This window comes from Bowmanella denitrificans, from assembly GCF_039522935.1.
GTDB lineage: Bacteria > Pseudomonadota > Gammaproteobacteria > Enterobacterales > Alteromonadaceae > Bowmanella > Bowmanella denitrificans.
In genome coordinates this window covers 540146-564321 of record NZ_BAAAEI010000006.1, presented here as the reverse complement: position 1 = coordinate 564321, position 24176 = coordinate 540146, and the positions used below count along the sequence as shown (strand labels likewise).

The 24176-nt window shown below is 49.1% G+C and carries 17 protein-coding genes and 1 pseudogene; 10 read left to right on the top strand and 8 right to left on the bottom strand.

The window, feature by feature from the left end; genetic code table 11:
- Positions 1-3: 3 nt before the first annotated feature.
- The 6 genes from ABD028_RS05445 to ABD028_RS05420 are packed head-to-tail and all read right to left on the bottom strand — an operon-like array spanning position 4 to position 4678.
- Positions 4-1338 (bottom strand): dihydroorotase, encoded by a 1335-nt coding sequence (locus ABD028_RS05445; protein WP_343842678.1) that lies wholly within the window; start codon positions 1336-1338, stop codon positions 4-6.
- A gap of 13 nt (positions 1339-1351) precedes the next feature.
- Positions 1352-2029: a DUF1826 domain-containing protein gene (locus ABD028_RS05440; RefSeq protein WP_343842676.1), complete on the bottom strand. Its 678-nt coding sequence runs from the start codon at positions 2027-2029 to the stop codon at positions 1352-1354.
- Positions 2026-3231: a zinc metallochaperone GTPase ZigA gene (zigA, locus tag ABD028_RS05435; RefSeq protein ID WP_343842673.1), complete on the bottom strand. Its 1206-nt coding sequence runs from the start codon at positions 3229-3231 to the stop codon at positions 2026-2028. The genes ABD028_RS05440 and zigA overlap by 4 nt, the downstream gene beginning before the upstream one ends.
- Positions 3224-3643 carry a MerC domain-containing protein gene (locus tag ABD028_RS05430; protein WP_343842670.1) on the bottom strand — a complete coding sequence of 140 codons (420 nt, stop codon included), beginning with the start codon at positions 3641-3643 and terminating at the stop codon, positions 3224-3226. Before ABD028_RS05430 ends, zigA begins: the two co-directional genes overlap by 8 nt.
- Positions 3644-3656: 13 nt before the next feature.
- A complete protein-coding gene (locus ABD028_RS05425) occupies positions 3657-4130 on the bottom strand; it encodes a Fur family transcriptional regulator (protein ID WP_343842668.1) in 474 nt (157 codons plus the stop codon).
- Complete coding sequence (locus ABD028_RS05420; protein ID WP_343842667.1) at positions 4130-4678, bottom strand: ZrgA family zinc uptake protein; 549 nt, start codon at positions 4676-4678, stop codon at positions 4130-4132. The genes ABD028_RS05425 and ABD028_RS05420 overlap by 1 nt, the downstream gene beginning before the upstream one ends.
- 313 nt (positions 4679-4991) lie before the next feature.
- Here ABD028_RS05420 and ABD028_RS05415 point away from each other — a divergent pair, with 313 nt between their 5' ends.
- From ABD028_RS05415 to ABD028_RS05385, 7 genes and pseudogenes are all read left to right on the top strand, one after another.
- Positions 4992-6107, top strand: coding sequence for a TonB-dependent receptor plug domain-containing protein (locus ABD028_RS05415; protein ID WP_343842664.1), 1116 nt, complete (start codon positions 4992-4994; stop codon positions 6105-6107).
- A 71-nt stretch (positions 6108-6178) separates the two neighbouring features.
- Positions 6179-7207 (top strand): TonB-dependent receptor domain-containing protein, encoded by a 1029-nt coding sequence (locus tag ABD028_RS05410; RefSeq protein WP_343844049.1) that lies wholly within the window; start codon positions 6179-6181, stop codon positions 7205-7207.
- Positions 7207-8409, top strand: coding sequence for an ABC transporter substrate-binding protein (locus ABD028_RS05405; protein WP_343842661.1), 1203 nt, complete (start codon positions 7207-7209; stop codon positions 8407-8409). Before ABD028_RS05410 ends, ABD028_RS05405 begins: the two co-directional genes overlap by 1 nt.
- Positions 8406-9467, top strand: a complete 1062-nt coding sequence (locus ABD028_RS05400) for a FecCD family ABC transporter permease (RefSeq protein WP_343842659.1) — start codon at positions 8406-8408, stop codon at positions 9465-9467. Before ABD028_RS05405 ends, ABD028_RS05400 begins: the two co-directional genes overlap by 4 nt.
- Positions 9468-10259 (top strand): annotated as a pseudogene (locus ABD028_RS05395) (ABC transporter ATP-binding protein).
- Positions 10260-10585: 326 nt separating this feature from the next.
- Positions 10586-10816, top strand: a complete 231-nt coding sequence (locus tag ABD028_RS05390; protein ID WP_343842656.1) for a helix-turn-helix domain-containing protein — start codon at positions 10586-10588, stop codon at positions 10814-10816.
- A 31-nt stretch (positions 10817-10847) separates the two neighbouring features.
- Positions 10848-16682 carry an anti-phage protein ProA gene (locus tag ABD028_RS05385; protein WP_343842653.1) on the top strand — a complete coding sequence of 1945 codons (5835 nt, stop codon included), beginning with the start codon at positions 10848-10850 and terminating at the stop codon, positions 16680-16682.
- 86 nt (positions 16683-16768) lie between these two features.
- Here ABD028_RS05385 and ABD028_RS05380 read toward each other — a convergent pair whose 3' ends face one another.
- Positions 16769-16978 (bottom strand): hypothetical protein, encoded by a 210-nt coding sequence (locus ABD028_RS05380; protein ID WP_343842650.1) that lies wholly within the window; start codon positions 16976-16978, stop codon positions 16769-16771.
- A 42-nt stretch (positions 16979-17020) separates the two neighbouring features.
- Complete coding sequence (locus ABD028_RS05375) at positions 17021-17626, bottom strand: BRCT domain-containing protein (RefSeq protein WP_343842647.1); 606 nt, start codon at positions 17624-17626, stop codon at positions 17021-17023.
- Between the two features lie 982 nt (positions 17627-18608).
- Here ABD028_RS05375 and ABD028_RS05370 point away from each other — a divergent pair.
- From ABD028_RS05370 to ABD028_RS05360, 3 genes are all read left to right on the top strand, one after another.
- Entirely contained in the window at positions 18609-19487 is an 879-nt protein-coding gene (locus tag ABD028_RS05370) for an NAD(P)-dependent oxidoreductase (RefSeq protein ID WP_343842643.1), read from the top strand.
- Positions 19488-19681: 194 nt separating this feature from the next.
- A complete protein-coding gene (locus tag ABD028_RS05365; protein ID WP_343844046.1) occupies positions 19682-21952 on the top strand; it encodes a chondroitinase-B domain-containing protein in 2271 nt (756 codons plus the stop codon).
- 6 nt (positions 21953-21958) lie between these two features.
- Positions 21959-24166, top strand: coding sequence for a heparinase II/III domain-containing protein (locus ABD028_RS05360; protein WP_343842640.1), 2208 nt, complete (start codon positions 21959-21961; stop codon positions 24164-24166).
- Positions 24167-24176 lie beyond the last annotated feature (10 nt).

Sequence of the window (24176 nt, the reverse complement as noted above, 5' to 3'; positions counted from 1 at the left end):
CGGTTATCGGTTAAAAACAAGTGGCATGGCCGGCGTTTGAGATTGAGTTAGCTTACCAGCATCAAAAACAACCTGGCCGTTGACCCAGGTTGTTAATATGCGCGATGAAAAACGGGTACCGTTAAAGGGCGTCCAGCCACAGTGGTAGTGGCAGGTTTTGTGGCTGACCTCTGTACTGTGCTTTGCTGATACCAGCACCAGATCGGCAAAGTAGCCCTCGTGGATAAACCCTCTGTCGGCAATGCCATAGCGAATGGCTGGATTATGGGCGGTTTTCTCTGCCACCAGCTCAATGCTGAGTCTGTTGTGGTGCACCTGTTCACACAGGCTTAGCAGTGCGTGTTCAACCAACGGCAATCCGGCCGGTGCCTGCAGATAGGCTTGCTGTTTTTCACTCCAGGTATGGGGAGCGTGATCGGTTGCGATGATATCGATAAGGCCGCTTTGCACCGCGTTTAGCAATGCTTCCCGGTCACTTGCGGCCTTGATGGCTGGGTTGCATTTGATTAGGTTGCCAAGCCTGGGGTAGTCATCCTGACTAAACCATAAGTGATGAACACAGGCTTCGGCAGTAATATGTTTGTTCCTTATATTACCGGTGCTGAACAAGCTAAGCTCTTTTTCGCTGGTGATGTGCAGGACATGCAACTGGGCGCGATATTGTTTAGCCAGTGACACTGCATAAGAAGACGATGCATAGCAGGCTTCGGTATCGCGGATTTTGGCATGATCTAAAATACCTGGCGTCAGACCGTTTTGACGGTACATCTGTAGATTGTGATTTATGCGTCGCCCGTCTTCGCAGTGGGTCACGATCAATACCGGACTCTCCCTGAAAATAGCTTCCAGTGCCTGGGGATGTTCCACCAATAAATCGCCTGTCGAAGCGCCCATAAAGACTTTCACCCCGCAGATTTTGCTGGGATCCAGTGCTTTAATATCTTCCAGGTTGTCCTCGGTGGCGCCCAGATAAAAGGCATAGTTGGCCAGTGAACCTTGTCGGGCAATGGCATATTTATGTGCCAAGGCAGCCATATTGGTACTGGCAGGGCTGACATTAGGCATTTCCATATAACTGGTGATACCTCCGGCGACCGCTGCCCGGGACTCGCTGGCGATGGAGCCTTTGTGGGTCAGGCCGGGTTCGCGAAAGTGCACCTGGTCGTCAATCATACCTGGCAACAGCCAGGCACCTTTTGCATCGATAACCTGTTCGTTTGCTTTGGCTGGTATGTCCGGGGCAATGCGTTCAATTCTGGCCCCGCGGATACGCACGTCAGCCGGCATACTTAAGCCGGCATTGATCACCAGGGCATTTTTGATTAACTGCTCATTCATAAGAAAGGGTAACTCAGAAAACAAAGTCCAGGGTCATTAACAGGCGTTTTTCAGTCCCGCTGGCTGGCGCAGAGCGGTGGACTAAACCAGCATGCTCATTGCCTTGCCAAAGTTCACCTTTTAACAAGGCGACATCCCCTGGTGCTAATACCTGAATACAATCCTGGCCGCTGTATAAACCTGATTGTTCGTCTGCCAGGTCCTGACTTTTAATGCCGAGTCTGTCGCGGTTAACCAACTGATGGGGTAGCCATTGGGTACCCGCGCCGTAAAAGGTTGTGACTAATCGACAGGGCACCCTGTCCACATGAAAGCGCGGACACATTGCGTGTTCCAGTACTTTTAAGCGTAACCCGGCCCGTGTTAAATCGAACAGGCAGCAAAACATCTCGACCAACTCGGCCACCTTTGCCTGTAACAGCGCATTGCCGGGAAAATCCGGCAGTGTTTCCTGTAGTTGCTGTTCAATAGCTTCAGCCTCAATGGTTTTGGTGATACTTAATCTGGGGTTGCTCTGCAGATACTGTTGCAGACTGCCAAGCAGTTCGGTTGGCAGTTTGCGTTGCCAGATGGCAATATTGACCGCGTCCTGATAGATATCCGTCAATACCACGGGGCTTGTGCCTTTTGAGGCAACTCTTAATAGTGCACCCCTTTGTTCTGCCGCGGGTGCTAAACATGCGTTACTCATGTTTCGCTCTCCCAAGCGGGAAAAGGATCGGGCAGGGTCTGCCAATAGCTTTTACCCTGCAACAGTTCTTGCTCAGACAGCAGACAACGATCCAGCGACTCGGTGATTACCTGCTTATCCAGATTCTGGCCAATAAACACCAGTTCCTGACGCATATCGCCAAATGGCTCCTGCCAAAGCTTTTGTATATAAGCCAGAGACTCTGCATCGGTAGGCCATTGTGATTCAGGCACCGCTTTCCAGAACAGGCCCGCAAACCCATATCGGGCGATGCCGCCAGCCTGGTTCCACTGACCCGCATACTGGGGGCGCGATGCCAGCCAGAAATAGCCCTTTGAGCGCAGCAGCTTGCCCTGTTGGTTGCTGTTGTGCAGAAACTGATAAAATTTTTGCGGGTGGAAGGGGCGACGGGCGCTATAAGTGAAACTCGAGATACCATATTCTTCGGTTTCTGGTATATGTTCACCGCGCAGTTCCTTTAGCCAGCCAGGCACCTGCTGGGCTTTGTCAAAATCAAACAAGCCGGTACCCAATATGGCGCTGACCGGCACCTGGCCATGTTGAATGGGGATAATACGCGCGCTGGTATTAAGGGTACTGAGTATGACTTTTAAACGTTCCAGCTCAGCATTGTCCACCAGGTCGGTTTTACTGATTAAAATCACATCGGCAAATTCCACCTGATCGATTAACAGGTCGGCAACGCTGCGTTCATCCTGTTCTCCTAAGTGTTCACCGGTATCCTGCAAATACTTGGCTTCGTCATAATCCCTGACAAAATTAACCGCATCTACCACGGTAACCATGGTGTCCAATGTGGCCACATCGGACAGGGAAATGCCGTCTTCGTCTGCAAAGGTAAAGGTTTCGGCCACTGGTAAGGGCTCAGAAATGCCTGTCGACTCGATAACCAGGTAGTCGAACTGTGCGGATGAGGCCAGTTTGCGGACTTCTATTAATAAGTCCTCTCTGAGCGTACAGCAGATGCAGCCATTGCTCATCTCCACCAGTTTCTCTTCGCTGTGATTGAGCGATACCTCGTTTTTGACCATGGCCGCGTCAATATTCACTTCACTCATATCGTTGACTATCACCGCCACTTTCTTACCCTGACGGTTATTCAGAATATGGCTGAGTACCGTGGTTTTTCCTGCGCCAAGAAATCCTGACAGCACGGTGACGGGTAATTTGTTGTTAGTCATGGTTGGTATATTCCTGATGGGCATTGGTGCACTGCTGCTGACGACCAAGTTGATAGTTGCGGATATGGCCAAAGGCAATGATGCAGGAACCCAGCACGGTCATGGCGACTTCACCATACTCACCCAGCAGGTCATGACCCATAACTGCTGCAATTACCAAAATGGTTAAGCCTAAGGCACCGATAACAAAGACACGGCGGTTGCGGTGGTGAAAGTACCCCATCAACAATGCAATGCTGCTAATTGGCACTACTGCGAACAGCAGCCAGATGTGAAACAGCTCATCATTTAATGCCAGCACGCCTGACAAGGGCGGGATAAGGATCAAGATAATGGGCATAAATAAACAATGCACGACACAAAGTGCTGAGAGGCCTATGGCTGCTTTATCACTAATGTTTTGAAGCTTCATCTGACATCTTTCCTTAAGACGAAGAGGCTGATTGGCACTTGCTGCACAGCCCATTAATTTCGAGTTGTGAGCCAGCAATAAGAAATCCTGATTTTTTGGTGCTCTGTGTCAGTAGTCTCACCAGATTGGTGGGTACCGACGTCTCCTCCACTTTCTGGCAAAGGGTACAGATCAGAAATAATGGGAACGGATGATCACATTGGCCTGATAGTTGGGTGCAGGCCATATATTTATTGGCAGAGTGGAGTCGGTGTGCAAGTTTCATCGATTCCAGAAACACCAGGATACGGTATACCGACATGGCCATAATGGGGGCTGGCGCTATCTGATTGTAAGCGTCCGTCAACTCATAAGCGGACATAGGAGCTTCCGTCTTTAGCAATATCTCCAGCACTCGCTGACGCTTTTCTGTCAGACCACGGCCACTGTTGCGACAAGTCTGCTTAGCCTGCTGGATAACCTGACCCATTTGCCCCTGATTCATCATTACCACGCTATATAGGGTTGGCTGCTGGTGAGATTGGCGACACCTTGCCCCTTGTCGGTTAACCACTGCGCTTTTATCAGGCTCAGTGAAGGCATAGATTCAAACAGTGGCAGAGAAAGCTGGGTGACTGCGCTTGCACAGTCATATTGGTAGGTCACCTCAATATTGCTATGTCTATGCTCGTGATGCTGTTCATTGTCGTCATGATGCTCATGATGCTCATGATGTTTGTGGGGGTGATTTTGGTTGTCAACCGCCTGTAGTGAATGCTCTGCGCTGACCAGCGAGCATTGCCCGGCCAGTTGTACAACCCCGGCATTGTGCGTTAGCTTGTGTGCCAGGTGGTGCTGGGCTTTTTTTTGTTCACTTGTTTTTGCTTCATGTTCAAAGCCCAGGGCGTCGGCTGCCGGCAAAATCAATTGGAGATGCCAGCGCTCGCCATCCTGAGCAATCAGCAGTTCGCCCTGGCCATGGGTGTGCTGCTGGGCATAGGCTGACGGGCTTAAGCACAGTATCAGTGCCAATCTGAGCCAGTGTGAATTGTTCATAGTCCAACCTGTAGAAATGACTAGCGATCTACGGCAGGGCGGTTGCCCTGCCTGTTCATTTGACTTAAAGCTGCAAACCAACGTATCGTAGGTGTACTGTATTGATACAATATAACATATCGAAATCTAATTGAAATGATATGATGTATCTTTTGTGCGTGAAGCGTTTAAGACGTTTTGCTGTTCTGCAGATTATTTCCGGCAAAAAGTGGTGGGCAACTCAATAGCAGTTGCATATCAGACCTAGCAGAAAACAGTTTATCAGCCTGAGTAAAACTTGGTTGGCTCCTAACTTACTAACGAGAAGATAAACATGCGCTATACATTCATGGCGGCCCTTATTGCCGCTTCCTGGGTTGAGCCAGGCACGTCGTCAGCTGTCGCTGGTGAGACGTTTTCTGGCCAAGCAGAAACTGGCATCGAACGAGTGGTTGTGACGGCAACCCGCTCTGAACAAATGTTGCTTGAGGTTCCAGCAGCGATTTCTGTGCGTGAACTGGATGACTTGCGCGGCAAGGGCTTCACCTATGGTACCGACGAATTCAGAGGCGTACCTGGTATATTCTTTCGGCGGGGTGAGGGGGATGGGGAAGAGTTCCCCTTTGTGTCCATACGTGGTGCCACAGGTAATCACGGCAATGATACTTTTCTAGCCATGCTTGATGGCATTCCTTTTGTCGGCCCCGACGAAGAAGTGTTACTTTATGAGATTCCCTATCCCATAGTGAATCATATTGAAATTGTGCGGGGGCCGGTATCTGCACTCTATGGTCGCGGGGCTATTGGCGGCGCGATAAATTATCAGACCCGCAATCCAGTCAACAACAGCGCAGAACTGTCTTTTTCTGCAGGTCAGGACGGCTATTATCGCGGCCAGGTGCTGTTAGAAAGACTGTTTGAACAGGACATCGGCGTTCTTGCCAGCCTCAGTTATGAAGATTTCGCTGGTTGTAGAGACAACAGCTCGCGTGATGCAACCAGCGCTTTTCTGAAGACCGTCATCCCCTTCAACAGCAGCAGCGCGTTGACTGCCTGGTTGTCTTATTTTGAACGCAATGCGCAGGTGCCCAGCGTTATTCCGACGCTGGCAGATGGCTCAGTAGTAAAAGTGGCAGGTGGCGCTGAGCGCTTTCTGGGGCATAAGCCAACCCGCAACAACAACCAGGGCTGGATAGCTGCGCTGCGCTATGAGCAACAAGTAACAGACATTCTGGATATCCAGCTAACTGCCCAGGCGCGCCAGTTCGACAGTGACGTTCGCCTCAATTTTTATGACTACTTAGAGTTTAATCCCGACAACAACATCATGGGGGTAAACGGCTTTGCCTCAGTCAATGACGCTTCCGTATATTTTGCCGAAGCGTTGGCCAACTGGCAAAGTGGCAGGCACAAACTGGTTGTCGGTGTCAGTGCTGAACCACCACATTAGATGAGCAGGACAGGTGGTCAGGAGAGCTTGACCCGTTTTTCAGCGGTGAATGTGGATTTAGATTCTACGCCATTCTGATTGATTACAGCACAGTTGAAGTGCTGAATGATCAGCCTGGCAATGACTGTTTTGTGCGTGAGCAGTTGCGAACGGCAGCAGATACCACCAATCAGTTTTATGGGGCTTTTTTTCAGGACGAAATCAGTCTGAGCGAACGTTTAACGCTGACTGTGGGCGCGCGATATGATGAGTTTAAGCGTAATATCGATTTTTCTGTGATTGCCGCATTACCTGATTTGCAAAATGCCGAGGGGCGTTCTGAAGCCGTGTCGCCCAAGGCGGCACTCGCCTATCAATTGGATAGTGGATTAGTCTATGCCAGTTATGGACGGGGCTTTAATTCCAATTTTGGTCCGGTTTGGCAATGGGAGCCGGATCGCTATGCCCGCGACGAAGCCCCTACCTTTATTGACAGTTATGAATTGGGATGGAAAGGGCAAACGCAAAACAAACAACTGAGCTGGGAAACCGCGCTGTTTTATTTACGGCAGACTGACCGGCGGATTTTTATTGACAATCCCGATCCAGAAGGACCACCAACCCTGGCAACCACAGGACAGAAATACTCCAGTCGTGGCCTGGAAGCCGCTGTCCGTTACCGCCCAGTGCGCAGCACAGAATTGCTGGTCAATTACACCTACCTGGCCCCCGAATGGGATGAGTTAATTCTGGCCGGCTCTTTTGGCGCGCCTGACACCAACTTTTCCGGCAACACACCGCAAGGCGTGCCAGGGCATATTGTTTATGCAGAAGTATCACACGAGTTTTCCGAGCAATGGCACGGCAGTTTGTCTTATGAATGGTACAGCGACTATTTCGTTGACTTGTCCAACAGTATAAAGACCGGTCAATACAGTCTGATGAATTTGTCTGTTAGCTGGTTTCCCATCAACAATCCAGACCTGGCCTTCGACCTGTCAGTCACCAATGTGCTGGACGAAGACTACTTTTTCTATTTTGCTGGCTCGCGTAGTGCGGTCACCAATGTGACGCCGGGCGTGCCACGCCAGATTCGCCTGGGTACAAAAGTGAGATTTTAATGAAGACATTCATCATCTTAATGCTGTTATTTGTGGTTGGGGGCTGCAGCCAACCAGACAAATCACAAGATAAGGTGCAGGGCAAACCAACTTTGAACCTGTCATCCAGTGTTCAGGTGCCTATGCGTTATACCGAAACCTTTGTGGTCAGGGAATTGGATGGCTATCAGATTATTGATTTAAAAGCACCCATGGTGTCCTGGGGCGGCAGTGCGCAGGGAAATGAGCAAAGTGCTCGCATTATTCTAGTGCCGCGCGATAAAGCCGAACCTGTCCTTACAGGTGACCTGGAGGGTGCCACCGTGGTCAGAACACCAGTGATGCGTATTGCAACTAATTACGGCTTTTTGGAAGCCATCGTCAGTGAATTGGGCATAAAGGACAGGTTGGTGGCGGTTGGCGGAGTTAAAAGTTACGACGACGAGTTACGCGCCAAAGCGCGCAGCGGTGAACTGGCGCAAATAGGTTATGGCTGGCACACGCCACCGAATATTGATCCCTTGCTCGATGCCAGTCCAGATGTATTGTTAATGGTATTGGGCAGCCTTGAGCATGTGCAACATATGCAGCGCATCAGCAAATTAGGGATTCCGGTAGTACCGATTTTTTTCGAAGCCGAAACCCATTATATGGGGCCTGTTGACTATGTGCGCCTGATTGGGCTGATGACCGGCAAAGAAAAGCAAGCCCAGAGTTTTGTCAACAACGTGGCAGAACAGGTTGAGCAACTCAAAGCCATCGCCGATACCGCCCCAAGGAAAAAAGTGCTTAGTTCCTGGTATGGCGGCAGTGATCGCTGGATGGTGACGGTCAGAAACGCAGACAATGCGCTGTTGAGGGACGCCGGGGGAATGAATCCGCTTGCCCAGCCAGATGATATTCGCATTGATGATTTTGTTAAGCTCAGTTCCGAAGTGCTGCTTGAACAAGCCAGGGACGTTGATTGCTGGGTTATTCGCGACAGCCATTCTCAGCCTTTTACCGATGTTAAGTTTCTGCACAATTTCAAAGCCTGGCGACAAGGCTGCCTTTTTGCCGCCGATGGCTCGAGTAAACCTGAAGCCGATGCTTTTGACATTTATGCAACCGACCAGATACGCCCAGACTTGATTTTGCGTGATCTGGTGCAAATGCTGCACCCGAACCTGATCAACGCCCCTTTCACCTATATTCAACCCGACAGTCAGACGCCAAGGCCATGAACAGCACAATACACGCTTCAAACCATTTTGCATCGCTACAACGCATGGTTGTTACGGTATTTTTACTGATGTTAGTGGCTGTCATTGTCTTTAGCCTGAGTTATGGGCAGGTCATATTGGGGGGAGAACGGTTGTTGGCGGCGGTACTTGACCCCAGTGGGGATCCCGTTGCCAGCCAGATTGTGCGGGATATCCGCCTGCCCAGGGTGCTCACCGGATTAATTGCTGGTGCAGCACTGGGGATTTCTGGGGTGCTGATGCAAGCGTTGTTCAGAAACCCAATGGCTGACGCCTGGTCTTTGGGACTGCTGGCGGGAGGGCAGTTGGGCGTATCACTGATTGTCACTGCTGCAGCATTTGCCGGGCCTGCCGCATTGGCGTTTTTGACGGCGTTTCAGGGCATTGGCTTAACCAGTGGTGCAATTCTGGGCGTGGCCGTGTTTGCTGTGCTGATGGCCGGACTGTCAAGACGGGTCAGCAATATTACTCTGTTGGTGGTGGGTTTGATGCTTGGCTTTACCGTTCAGGGGCTGGTCAGTATCGTGATGCATTTTGCCAGTCGCGTAGGTGGGAGGGTGTATTCAGGCTGGAACGACGGCACCTTTGCCAGCACAGAGATCAGCGACGTTGCTTTAATGCTACTTCCTATTGGGCTTGGGCTGGTGTTGGCGATTGTCAGTGCCAAAGGACTGAGCGCTATGCTGCTGGGAGAGACTTATGCACGCAGCATGGGGACGGATGTTAAACGGTTGCGCTGGCTGACCTTAGGCGCCGTAGTGCTTTTGGTGGCACCAGTAACGGCGTACTGCGGCCCGGTGACCTTTATTGGTCTGATCGTACCGCATTTTGCCCGTGCCATGGTCAGAACGTCGCAAATTCTGCCCTTGCTACCCATTGCCGCCCTTTGCGGCGCATTGCTGGCTTTGAGTGCCGATGCCATTGTGCATTTGCCATGGGAACAACACTTTTTGCATTTGAATGCTATTTTGGCTTTAGTGGGAGCACCGGTGGTTATTGCGATATTGTTGGCCAGTCCATCCTTACGGGGGCGCATTTAGATGTTGGAAGTGATGAATGTAGCGGCCGGTTACCCCGGGCCTCGCGGTGCGGTGTTGGCCAATCTGAACTTAACGTTAAGACCTGGCGCATTTATCTGTGTCATCGGCCGAAACGGTGCGGGTAAATCAACTCTGCTGCGCACTATCAGCGGCCTGCAGAAGCCACTTGGTTGAAGGGTTTGCCTGCACAATGTCAATATTCATGAGATGACGGCACAATTGCGGGCACAGCGTATTTCTGTGGTAACTACCGAGAGAGTTTCCAGTCCGGGGCTCAGAGTACGAGATGTTATCAACCTCGGCCGTCAGCCCTATACCAACTGGCGAGGCCACTTGAGTGACACAGATTATGAGGTTATCGCAGATGCCATGCGTACCGTAGATGTCTTGAAATTTGCCAATCAGCCGTTTGACAGCCTTTCTGATGGAGAACGCCAACGGGTGATGATTGCCAGAGCGCTGGCTCAGGATACTGATGTGATAGTGTTAGACGAAATTACTGCGTTTCTGGACCTGCCCGGAAGAGTAGAGGTAATGAGTCTGCTTAGAACTCATGCTCACACTATGGGTAAAATAGTATTGCTGTCCAGCCACGATCTTGAACTGAGCCTGGAATTGGCAGATCGGCTGTGGATTGTCGACGAAGGTAAGGTAAAAGCGGGTATTGCCGAAGATGGTGTTATTTTACAGGCAATTGCTAATGCCTTTGATACTAAAAATGTCAGGTTTGAGCCTGCAATAAGACAATTTAGGTTACGGGACCCAATGCTAGCCATTACAGATCCTCCCTGATGCCATGGGGATGATCTGTGCGGGCCTGACCGCAGGGTTATAGAGCTCATGCTCTACGGCTTCCCAAATGTAGAACCCCTTGAGGCCAGAAAATGGCCGGATTTGATGTAATGTATCCCCTCCAGTAGGACACTATATTTCAATGCTTTGTTGATGTAACCTGCATTGAAGTGGATTCGGATCTGCCAGCTGTTTTTTCTGAGAGAAGTGTATTTGGCATACAATCACCTTTGTTCTTTATTGCTACGTAATGTTCTTTCAGAAAACCTGTGGGCAGTGTAAAAGTATTCTGTCAAAGAACATTTGCATATTTTTTAAGGTTTTTGATGATCCGGTTTCGATTGAAGGAGCTCCTGGCCGACAAGGAGTTCCGGGAAAAAAGAGAAATCATGCTCGAAGAAGTGGCCGAGCAAACGGAGGTCAACCGCACCTCCTTATCCAAGATGCAGAATCCCGCGATGCGTCATTCCACGACGACTAACGCCATTGATTCACTGTGCAAATACTTTGGCTGCAGAGTAGATGAACTGATGGTGTATGTGCCGGATGAGGAATAACTAAACCAGACACTTAGCCAGGGAGGGTATTATGACAGTCAATTCACACCTGAACCTTGTCATCGACGCAATATCGACGTTTTCGTTAGCCGCACAACAAAACGCCTACCCACTGATAAAAAGCTTGAAGCTTGAATACCTTAAGCCCGATACCCAAGAGCCTGAAGTGCAGGCTGTGCCGAGCAAGAGCCTCAAAGTGGTCCTGCAAGCTATTCCTTGCTGGTTGGAAGAGGAAACCTGGCTCGTCGATGAACTGGCCCCCGGGCAAATACTGACATTACCCAAACGTGACCTCAGATTTACCTTCGACAAACTCTTCGGCCTAACCGAAGAAATATCCCTGGAGCTGTCATTTCGGGTTCTTAACGAAGACGAGGTGATATTGGCCTCTGCAACCCACACTATTGCTGTGTTACCGGCAAACTATTGGGGTGGGGAAACCCGGCAACCTGATTTGCTGGCGGCATTTGTTAAGCCCAACGGCGTATATGTTGAATCACTGCTTCGAAGCACCGCTGAGCTATTGGAACGAGCAGGGCACGGTCGAGTCATTGACGGCTATCAGTCAAATACCCGTGAAAAACCTTATTTGATGTTAGCCGCTCTGTGGAACGTCATTTTCGATCAGCAACTGGCCTATGTTTCGCCCCCAAATGGCTTTGCCAGGTACGGTCAGCGTATCCGGTTAGCCTCTGATATCAGCACTAGTAAAATTGCTGCCTGCCTGGATACCTCCCTGTTATTCGCAAGCTGCATTGAAGCAATGGGGCTGAATCCTGTTGTCGCACTAAGTAAAGGGCATGCTTTTGCGGGGGCATGGTTGATTGATGAGCGCTTGCCGGTCCTTACCAATGACGATCCCATGGATGTGCGTAAGCGACTTGATAACCGCGACATGGTGTTGTTTGAAACCACCCTGGTGACCAATGTTACCCCCGTAACTTTTGAGCAAGCCAAAGAGCGGGCACGCAGCCTGCTTGCAGAAGAATGTGAGGATGAGTTTGTCTACGTTATTGATATCGGACAGGCTCGCGCCAGACAGATAAAGCCTTTGTCGACAGTTGAGGAAAGACGGGAAGAAGTGCTGGCAAAAGGTCCTGCAGTGATGGACTTACCAGTTGTGCCACCTTTACCGCCGGTTCGTGCGGACGAGCGGGTAACGGTAGAAACACCCGAAACCCGCATAGACAGCTGGTCACGAAAGTTACTCGATCTATCCAAGCGCAACAGTCTACTTAATTTGCGGGAGCAAGCGGTCTCCATAAAATTGTTTTGCCCGGATATAGCGTCCATGGAAGATGAACTCGCCGATGGGGGGCGCTTTCGCTTTATCTCGGCCGAAGAGAGTCCGATTAACGATCGTGAGCGTGATCCTGAGAGTTTCAGGATGCAATCAGGCTCAGACTTACACAAACAGTATGCGCAGGAGCAGCTTGGAAAGCAGGTGCTGGTGGCAAACCAAAGTCAAAAGCGACTGGAAAGCTGTGCCGTCTCCTTGTTCCGCAAAGCTAAGAATGACCTGGAGGAGGGTGGGTCTAATACCCTTTATCTGGCGTTGGGAATGCTCAAATGGAAAGAAAATCCCGAGGACGACAAAAGCTACCGAGCACCGCTGATTCTGATCCCAGTGAGCTTGAGCAGAAAAAGTGCACGCTCACCGGTGACGCTACAACAATTGCAGGACGAAGATCCCATATTCAACCTGACCTTAATTGAATTTCTTCAATCTGAGCATGATATCAATCTGTCTGAATTTAAAGAGACACTGCCAACCGATGACAGCGGGGTAGACGTACCCTATATCTGGCACAGGGTGAGAGAAGCGGTCAGTGAGCACCGCGGGTTTGAAGTGGTTGAGGAGTTGGTGCTTGCCTCGTTTTCATTCGCCAAATATTTAATGTGGAAAGATCTCAGGGATCGAATCGACGAGCTAAAGGAAAACCCTTTCGTCAATCATTTGGTTGACCATCCCAAAGAACCTTACAGACAGGAAACGCATTTTTTTGAGCGCTCTGAGGTAGACGCCAAGATTGATCCTGCTGAGCTATACACGCCATTGAATTGTGACAGTTCACAACTAGTAGCCGTGGCGGCCTCTGCAGAACCGCAAGATTTTGTATTGGAAGGGCCGCCCGGCACCGGCAAGTCAGAAACCATTGCCAATATCATTGCTCACAATATCGGCAAAGGCCGCAAGGTACTGTTCGTTGCTGAGAAAATGGCGGCACTGAATGTGGTTTATCGACGTTTGCAAAAGGTCGGGTTGGATCACCTTTGCCTGGAGCTTCACAGTAATAAAACCAATAAGCGGGCAGTGTTGGACCAACTCAATCGCGCCTGGCAGAAACGGGAAGGGCTGAGCCAACAAGAATGGTTACAACATGTTGAACAGCTCAAGGCTCATAAGGATGAACTGAATGCTTATGTACATGCCCTTCATGAAAAATCGCCATTTGGATTGACCGCCAGAGAGGCCATTGCAAAGGTTTCTTCCAAATCGAAAGAACCTGTCATTTCCCTGGGTTGGCCGATGAATATAGAGGCTGGCCCTGTTCAGTCTGACCATGACCTCAATCAGGCAAGAGAAATAGTCGCAGCTCTGGCCCTGGCATTTGTGGATGTCAGAGAACTTGATGGAAACTGTTTTGCTCCGATAACCGCCTCGACCTGGTCGAATGTTTGGCAGTCAAAACTTACTGAAAAACTTAAAACCTTTAGTGACCAACTGACGCCGCTGGAAACCGCGATCACCAGCCTGTTGCACTTGCTTGATATCAAACCAGCCGCCACTGCTACTGGCCAGCCCTTACTAGAGGGCCTTTCGGCGATCACCACCCTTGTGGACATGGCGGAAAAAGAGAGTATCGACTTTGCCATGGAAAAGGGAGCTAAAGAGCGACTTGCCGCAATTGAAAGTCTGGCAGACAACAAACGCAAGTTTGACGTACAGCTCAATGCATTCAAGGGCAAAGTCACGCCACAGCAGCTTCAAACTATCCCTATCGACCGCTGGCTCCAGTTAAAAGATGAAGCGGCCTCGGGCTGGTTTAAGGCCCTGGTTTCAATCTGGAAAATCAAATCCGAAGCTAAAAAACTCGGCTTTACTGCCTTAGAAGGGCTGCAGACCATTGAACAGCTTAGAACGATCATACCACTTCAAAAATCGATTCTGACGCAAGTCGAACAACTACAGCCATATGCGCTTTGGCAGGGATGGGAAACAAGCCCCGAGTTTTTACAGGGCAAACTGCAGACGGGGCAAACCGTTTTAGGCGCGATATCCCGTGGGTTAAGTCTGGTTGACGAACCGGTTGAACTAATGATTCCGCTTAAAAAGTGGCTAGTCGAGGGACGGGACTATCTTGAGGGATCGAAGCTGCAAAAAGAGAGCGCTTCATTCGCACAGCTAGTCAGTCAGTACCTTTCTTATGTTAAAGAACTACAAGAGCTAGGCTTTTCGTTATCAGAAGAGTTCACGCTGGAGCAAATTCGTCAAAGTGTTGAAGCCATCTTAAAAGCCCAGCCAAAGCTCAAAAGTTGGTGTGAGTGGCAAGGTACAAAACAAAAGGCCATGTCGCTGAAGTTACAAGCAATGGTGTCCGGGTTGGAGAAAGGGGAGTTCCCACCAGAACAAGCGGCTGAGCAATTTGATGCGGCTTACAGTGCCTGGTTGGCTCCCTTGCTAATAGATGCCAATCCGGTGTTGCGTGAATTCAAAGCCTCCACCCATGAAGCCACCATTGAAAAGTTCAGGCAGCTTGATCAAAAACTGGCGGATATCACCAGCGACTATATTGTCGCCTTGTCTGCATCCGCAGTGCAGTCACAGGATTCTCGTGACAATCCACCAGAATTTGGCGTTCTTGCCAGAGAAATCCAGAGAAAGACCCGTCATCTTCCCACCCGTGCGTTGATTGAACAACTGGGTAAGTCTCTGCTTTCACTTTGCCCCTGCTTAATGATGTCTCCATTGTCAGTGGCGCAATTTCTGCCAGCCGGGTTCAGGGACTTTGATCTGGTTGTCTTTGATGAAGCATCGCAAATGACGACCTGGGACTCGGTAGGAGCCATTGCCCGGGGACGTAACGTCATTGTTGTAGGCGATCCAAAGCAAATGCCGCCGACAAACTTCTTCTCGGCTGCCAGCAGTAGTGAGGATCCTGAAGAGGAGGATTTGGAATCTATTCTGGACCAGGCCCTTGCTGCCAGATTGCCACTGCTGCGATTGATGGGACACTACCGCAGTCGGCATGAAACCCTGATAGCCTTTTCAAACAGCAAGTATTACGAAAATGCGCTGGTTACCTATCCTTCATCTGATACCAAGGAATCGGCTGTTCATCTGCATCGGGTGGACGGCGCCTATGCCAAAGGTAAGGGGCGTAACAATGTTATCGAAGCCAAAGCAGTTGTCGATGAAATAGTGCGACGGTTGAAAAGTCCGGCGAAAAGCAAGTTGTCGATGGGAGTGGTCACCCTTAACACTGACCAACAACGGACAATAGAAGATTTGCTAGACGATGCCAGGCGGCGTCATCCTGAAATTGAAGCCTATTTCAGCTCAGATCAAAATTATGACGGCGTTTTTGTAAAAAATCTGGAGTCGGTGCAAGGAGACGAGCGTGACGTTATTATCCTGAGTCTTGGCTTTGGCCCGACAGAAGTTGGCGACAAGACAATGAGCATGAATTTTGGCCCTCTGAACAAGTCAGGCGGGGAGCGCAGACTCAATGTTGCAATAACCAGGGCAACCACCGAGGTGCTGATATTTAGCAGCTTCGACTCATCCATGATTGACTTGAATCGTACTTCGGCAAAAGCGGTAGAGCATCTGAAGCACTATCTGGAATTTGCTGAGCGGGGACCCCGTGCTTTAACTGAACAAACGACTGCGGTCTATGGTACCGATCAGTTTGACAGTGACTTTGAAAAAGCCGTTGCCTTTGATCTTCGCGAAAAGGGCTGGAAAATCCAGACACAGGTGGGAGTCAGTAAATTCAGAGTGGATCTGGGTATCGTCCATCCAGACAAACCCGGAGTGTACTTGGCAGGCATAGAATGTGATGGCGTGAGCTATCATGCCTCTCCCTCGGCTAGGGATAGAGACAGAGTGCGCCAGGCTGTACTTGAAAACCTGGGTTGGCGGATCTTGAGATTGTGGTCAACTGATTATTTCGTAGACCCTGAAACAGCTGTCCAGAAATTGGATGTTCAACTAAGAGAGCTGGTCGAAAAAGACAAGTCTGAGCTAAGTGAGATCGAGCAAATGGCTGAAGTGGTTGAATCTGTCCCAGACGATGCAATGACCACAATTTTGGATGTTCCTCTCTCAGAAACTGAAATTCAGCAAGCTCAAGATACAGGACCCACAGGTCCGGAGGCCAAGGACTACTTTGCTGACAGTAACAGGCAATCTATGGAGCAAATGGCCAGAGGCATACTACAAGAGAAGCCGGGAATTACGCTGCAGGCCTTGGCTCTTGAAGTGGCTAATCTGCATGACTTGGCCAGAACCAGTCAAAAACAGATTGCTCATTTACGTTCCATCATAGAGCCCTGGGCTGGTATTACTGAGATTGATGACCAAAAGCCAGTGGTGTGGCCAAGTGCTGATAACATCGCCAGTGAAATCCCATGGCGGGGTGTTGCTGCCTTTGGTTACCCCAGACTTTGGAGTGAAATCGCCTATCCCGAAGCATTAGGCTTGGCAAGGCTGGCACTTGAGAAAAGCCCACAGGACCCTGTGGGCTATATATGTGACGAGTTTGAACTGAAACGCAGGCATGATAAAACTTTGAGTATCTTTAAATCCTGGGTAGATGAAGTCAAAGAAAACTCAATTGTAATGCCTCCGGCTCAACAGTAAGGCCGGTATACAATAAGCCATCGCAAGAATTCGATTTCTTTTTAGCAAGAGAGCGACTTTTCCGATGGCTTCATAAGCAAAGATATTCAATCACCTAGGCTCAAGGAAATTTCGTAAAGTTTAGTATCTATTTCTTCCAGCCACTCAAGTTGCATCTTGCTGTGTGAATGTTCCTTAGTCCAATCAAGTTCATTTGTGATTGTGGACAGCTCATTTTGTATATCGAAAAGTTTTTCCAATATTTGCTCATTAACTTGAACTAGGCGTTCAAGCAAAGCCGTTTGCTCATTGCTCATATTTCTACATCAACCTTTTAGTGATCCTAATGCTTGTGTGTTTCAGAGTTTTGTCTGACTTATCCAATATTCCTCGCAAACAATCCTAAGCGGTACACCGGATTCCCGGTATTCCATGGCCTTTTCAATCTTGCGCCCAAAACTTTCATGTGCCCAGCTGTCGGTAACGTAACTGCCGATAATCAGATAATTCAGTTTCTTAGTTACACTGTTAGCGTTTTGACCGCCGAGGGATTCAATCGCTTGCTGACACTGCTTGCGACTGCCATAAGCACAGGTGCCGGTAAACAGAAAACTGTGTCCAGGGAAGGTAATTTGTGGGGCAGGAGAACAGAGCGGCAGACTTGTTGGCTTGGCTACCTCACCTAACTCTGAAGGTTCACCGGAAAAGCGCCTTAGGATCTGCAGCAGCTCGGTGGACTCTTCTTTATCCAGAATCCCGTCTTCCAGCATCAGGCTGATTTTCTCCAGCAGATTGCGGACCACAGGGCTTTCTGCACCTGTGTGCTGGACCAGCCAGGTTTGCAGCATTTCGGCTTCAGCCTGGTTCACCATGCCATCGGCGGTGATGCCTTTGGCAAGACCAATCAGGGTGTCGATATCCCTGTCCTGGATTTGCTTGCGATTAAAGCGAAGAAAGATATTCATATTGCCCACTCCCTGTTGGTACCTGATAGCCTCCTTCGGTTCCAATCACCAAAGGATCATGCCGGTGCTGTTTGTTATGGCTTTGATAAGCCTAGTTTTTTTAATATCTATACCACCAGATCTCGGGATGGGCAAAAATTAGTTAGCAAGGAAACTTCAGGCAACTGAAGAATTTCGATAAGGCGGATGTAGTTGAATGGTTACTGAGGAAGGTCTGTAATGGCAATCAGAGCCAAACTTGAACGTCAGCAAAGGGAAAAATGAGAGGAATTAGCCATGTGTGACCGAGTAGGGTGGTGGTCAAGAAAAATCGGCCGAAAGTTGGGTCAAAAATTCATTTTGGTCACCAAATGGCCAGTGATAGGAATATGCCATTCTAATAGGGATCCTGCATGACGCAAAGCAAAGATCTAATATGCCAAACATATTATTCATGCATCTGTGAAAAGTAAAAGTTCAAGCAGAGTAATAATCGAAAGATACACCACGAGATGAGCTGCCTTTTTATTGTCATACCAATTAACCTTCTTTTTATTACCACAAGTTTTGCCGCCGTCTAAAGACTTCAAGACCATTGAAGCCAGGAAATAAGGTCCGTCTGGACCTGACCTTCCAGATGCTTATTTAATAATTATCCTTATAAAACAGGAGGGTACAGCTTTTTTAAGGAGCTCTTTGCGGTAATGGGACAACAGGGTCTCAGTATCTTCCTGCCAATTTTGACGCCATCTTGGTTAAATGGCTTTGTTCGAACAGTTTACCGTTGTTAAAATATTGGTTGACAAATTGGCAATACACAAATAGTTTAACTGATATACCGTGTGGTTAGGTTGAAACTATGGCAGCCTGAAAGAGAACGGTATGTGTCGAATTTTTGCAACTGCACTTTTCTGTTGCGAGAGTGCAACAATGCGCTGCTGTTAGGTAGTGGGTAAGCGTGCTTGCTCCAGCGGTTATGCGGCAACCAAATTAGGGGTTACTCATGTCAAAACCAGTTATAGGTTTCATCGGCCTTGGCCTAATGGGCGGCAATATGGTCGAAAATTTACAAAAGAAAGGCTATGAGCTGACGGTTATGGATCTCAACAAAGATGCTGTTGCAGCCTGCGTGGCCAGAGGAGCATCGACTGCAGACTCAGCAAAAGAGCTAGCGGCCTCTGTTGACATCGTCATGCTCTGTCTGACCACCTCCGCCATTGTCGAAAAAGTGGTGTATGGAGAGGATGGCATTCTCGAAGGAATCAAAGAAGGCTCGGTACTGGTTGATTTTGGCACGTCTGTTCCAGCGTCAACCCGCAAGATTGGGGCGGACCTGGCCAAGAAAGGGGCCGGCATGATTGACGCGCCATTGGGTCGCACGCCTGCTCACGCAAAGGACGGATTGCTAAATATTATGGCAGCTGGCGACCGCGAAATTTTCGATAAAGTGAAACCAGTGCTGCGAGATCAGGGGGAGAACGTGTTTTATCTGGGGGCCTTGGGCGCTGGGCATACCACAAAACTCATCAATAATTTTGTTGGTATGACGACCGTCTGTGCGATGTCTCAGGCATTTGCTGTAGCCGATCGTGCTGGTGTTGACCGCCAGCAACTGTTCGACATTATGTCAACAGGCCCTTCCAGCTCCCCATTTATGAAGTTCTGCAAAAACTATGCAGTGGACAATGTGAGTGATCTGGGCTTCTCCCTAGCCAATGCAAATAAAGACTTAGGTTATTTCTTAAAAATGGTGGAAGACCTGGGTACCGAATCAAAGATTGCCAAAGGCTCTTCTTCCGATCTGCAAGCGGCTTTCGATGCTGGAATGGGCAACGGAAACGTCCCTGAGATATTCGATTACTACCTCAAGCTGGTTAAATAGACCGGGTTGTCTTTATGTCGGCGCTTATCCCACAGCTAAGATGGTCCGGCTAGTTCCGGTTCCGGGAACTACTCTAAGCGCCGGATACCACTAACGTGCAAATGAGATGGAACTCGTTTGTGCAGAAAGTTTTCCTCGCTTCATCCACCCTAGGAAGTGAAGCGAACATCAGCGACGAGGCGCAAGATCTTGGTATGCATTTATTCAATGGTTATCTGCTTAAAATAAGCCTGACTCTGGCACTGGCCTCTGCGGCCGTTGTGGTCCACGCTACCGAATACTTTGTAGGAAGCAAAGCCGACTACAAGAAGATTTCGTCGAATCTGGTTGCAGGCGACAAGGTCATTTTGAAAAACGGGGTTTGGACTGACTTTGAAATATTACTGACAGGTCAGGGGCAGGCTGACAACCCCATCCAACTAACGGCTGAAACCAAGGGTCAAGTAATTCTCTCTGGCCAATCAAATCTCAGACTGGCCGGGCAGCATCTCATAGTGTCTGGTTTGGTATTCAAAAACGGCTTTACGCCCAGCAGTGCGGTCATTGAATTTCGCAAAAACAGCGATGAACTGGCTTTCCATTCCAGGGTCACGGAAGTGGTCATCGACAACTATAACAATCCGGATAAACAGGAATCAGACTATTGGGTGGCATTGTATGGTCAACATAATCGGCTCGATCACAGTCACTTTGTTGGAAAGCGTAACAAAGGCGTCACTATTGCCGTCAGGCTGAATAGCGAAAAAAGCCAGCAGAATCACCATCAGATTGACCATAACTACTTTGGTTATCGCCCAACGTTTGGCTCAAATGGTGCCGAAACTCTGCGTATCGGCACCAGCCATTATTCGCTCACCGACTCCTATACATTGGTGGAGAACAACTACTTCGAACATACCAACGGTGAAGTCGAAATTATTTCAGTGAAGTCCGGCAAAAATATACTGCGCGGTAATCTTTTTTATGAGGCCAGGGGCACTCTGACTCTTCGCCATGGCAACGGCAATATCGTCGAGCAGAACATATTTTTAGGTAATGGGGTGGAACACACTGGTGGCATTCGCGTGATCAATAAAGATCAGGTTATCCGCAACAATTACCTGGAAGGTTTGACCGGCTATCGATTTGGTAGTGGTTTTACCGTTATGAATGGGGTGCCGGACTCGCCAATCAATCGATACCACCAGGTAGAAAATGCCCTCATCAGCAACAACAGTTTTATTAATGTCCGCCATATCCACCTGGCGGCCGGCAGTGATGCTGAGCGCACCGCTGTGCCCATCAATTCTGTGATGAAAAACAACCTTATATTCAACAACGACCATCAACAGCCGTTTAGTCTGTTTGATGATGTCAGTGGTATTGAGCTGTCCGCAAACATCACCAATGTCAGGGTGCCTGAAGCATTGGCATATGGCGTTCAACAGCAAGACGTTGCCCTTGAGCGAGGAAAAAACGGTCTGATGTATCCCGAGTCTGACGCACTGAATGCCGGAGCCAAACGAAATTTAAATGTTCTTTCCAAAACCGACACCGGGGTGAGCTGGTACCCGAAATCCCCTGCGGTAGTGGCATTTGATTCGGGCACGATACATAACGTCGGCAAAGGCTCCGATACTCTGTTAGCCGCCATAAGCAAAGCAGAATCCGGCGACATCCTTGAGTTGGCCAATGGCCAGTATGATATTCCTAAACTGGTAAAGATTGACAAGACCCTAACCATTAAAGCAGCACATCAAGGGCAGACCAGGTTGAGCTTTGAGCGCTCCACATTATTTGAACTCCAGGATGGGGGCAGTTTAAAGCTTGAGGGTTTGTCCATTTCTGGGAAGCACAGCCCCGACTCAGCAGGCAACACCGTTGTTCGAACTCAAAAATGGGGCATGGTTGAGAATTACCGCTTCATCATGCTGAATTCACAGGTTGAAAACCTGGATATCAACCATTCGTTCGATTTCTTCGCAACTGGCAAGGGAGCCTTTGCCGATGAGATCACCCTGATTGGTAACACTTTTGAAAATGTGACCGGCGACATTCTGCGTCTGAACACCGAGCTTGAGGATCTGGGGATTTATAACGCCGAGTATGTCACGTTAAAGGGCAATACCTTTAGCAATGTCGATGGTGCGGTAGTGAAGCTATACCGTGGTGGTACCGATGAAAGTACCTTTGGTCCGCACTTGTTAATGACAGACAACAGGTTAAACCAAGTTGGTCATGGCAAGCGAAACAAGCATCAATCCAGTCTTTATCTGCACGGCGTTCAGGTTGCCTACATTCTCCAAAACACCTTCGTCAGGTCTGCCTCAATAGTAATTGAACATACGGTAGGGGAGCCAATAACGGTGATTAAGGGAAATCGTTTTGATTCGACCCAGGCACCAACTGTGACTGAGCTCAGGGTTGAAGGGCCGCATACGGCAGTCGTTGAAGATAACAAAACAGTTAACACTGAGAGGAGGTAGCTTCAGATGAATCCCCAATTTCTCCTGTCAAAACTAAAGTTACTGACGTTGACTATCTTCACCTTGGTATTGTCATACGGTGTTCAGGCGTCTCATCCTAGTTTAGTCATTACGCAATCCGATGTGCTCGAAATGCGCAAAGCGGTCATTGAGCAGGGAAGTTTTGCCACCGCTTATGGAAAACTGAAAGCCAAGGTCGACTTACAAATGGCTTTACCTATTGAAGTGCCTGTTCCCAAAGACGGCGGAGGAGGTTACACCCACGAGCGTCATAAGAAAAATTACCAGTTGATGTATGACGCCGGCATCCTTTTTCAGCTAAATCAGGATAAGACTTATGCAGATTATGTCCGGGACATGTTGCTGGCTTATGTACAGTTGTATCCGACACTGGATCTGCATCCGGCCAGAAAAGTTAAATCACAAAACCCGGGAAAACTGTTTTGGCAAAGCTTGAATGAGGCTGTTTGGTTGGTACATACCATCCAGGCTTACGATTTAGTTTACGGTGCGCTAAGCGCACAAGACATCGATAGCATCGAAACAAAGCTGTTGAAACCTGTCGCACTGTTTTTGTCACAAGGACAACCCTCTACTTTTAACAAAGTGCACAACCATGGTACCTGGGCAACTGCCGGGGTCGGCATGGCCGGTTATGTGATGGACGAACCTGAATGGGTCGAGAAAGCCCTATATGATCTGGAAAAGTCTGGAAAAGGCGGTTTTCTGAGGCAACTGGATGAATTGTTCTCCCCTCAGGGTTACTACAATGAAGGGCCTTATTATCAGCGTTACGCGCTATTGCCTTTCGTCACCTTTGCCAAAGCCATTGATAATAACGACCCACAAAGAAAGATCTTTGAGTACCGGGATGGGATTTTATTAAAAGCGATAGATACGACTATTCAGTTGAGTTATGACGGTCTGTTTTTCCCAATCAACGATGCTATAAAAAGTAAGGGTATAGACACCATAGAGCTGGTACATGGCGTTGCTCTGGCATACAGCCTCACAGAGGACCCTGGCTATCTGGATATTGCCAGGCACCAGGATCACATCATTCTTTCCGGCGATGGCCTAAAGGTGGCGCAGGCCCTCGACAAAGGCCTGGCCGAACCTTATCAGTTCGAATCCGTTGCCTTCGGCGATGGCAGTGATGGTAAGCAAGGGGCGCTGGTGATTATGCGTAGCCAGTTGGCTGGTGATCAGGCCTTGCTGTTTAAACCCGCTGCCCAAGGTCTGGGCCATGGTCACTTTGACAAGCTCACCTGGCAGTTTTATGACCAGGGTAAGGAAATCGTCTCTGATTATGGTGCGGCGCGTTTCCTCAATGTTGAAGCCAAGTTTGGTGGCCGCTATCTTCCTGAAAATGAGAGTTACGCCAAGCAAACCGTTGCCCATAACACTGTGGTAGTGGATGAAACCAGCCACTTTAACGGCGACGTTGAGGTAGGCAACCTAAACGCGCCGACACTTAATTACTTTGACACTAATCAGTTTGGCACCATCGCAAATGGGGATATCAGTAGCGCTTATCCGGGCGTTAAGCTTGAGCGTACCTTGGCTCTGATCAACCTGGCTGAGCTTGAAAAAACTATCGTACTGGATCTATTCGACGTCAGGGCATCTGCTGAACATCAACTTGACCTACCTTTGCATTACCTGGGCCAGCTAATCGGCACGAACTTTGAATTGTCGGTGAATACCGAACAGCTCTCGGCCCTGGGCTCCAATAATGGCTATCAACATTTATGGCTCAAGGGCCGCGGTCAACCTGAACAGGGGCTGGCAAAGGTTTCCTGGTTGAATGAAAACGGCCGATTCTACACTCACACCAGTTTGGTTAAGGGCAATGAAGAATTCCTGTTTACCCAGATCGGCGCGAATGATCCCTATTTTAACCTGCGCAATGAGCAGGGCTTTATCCGCCGGGTAAAAGACAAGAAACAGCATCAATTCATTTCCATATTGGAGCCTCATGGAGAATACAACCCCGGCAAGGAATACACGTTGGAAGCCGAAAGCAAGCTGACCGGTTTGGTCCATGGCGAACAGGGGGACCTGACCCTGATAAAGATTACCATGGCGGGTATGCCTTATCTGATTGTGGTGAATCAGTCAGCAGACGCTTCGACCCAGCACAGTTTCCAATATCAGGATAAATCCCTGTCAGTAAACGGTCGTCTCGCCGTTTATGCACTGAACAATTTTTAGGAGTGAGTCA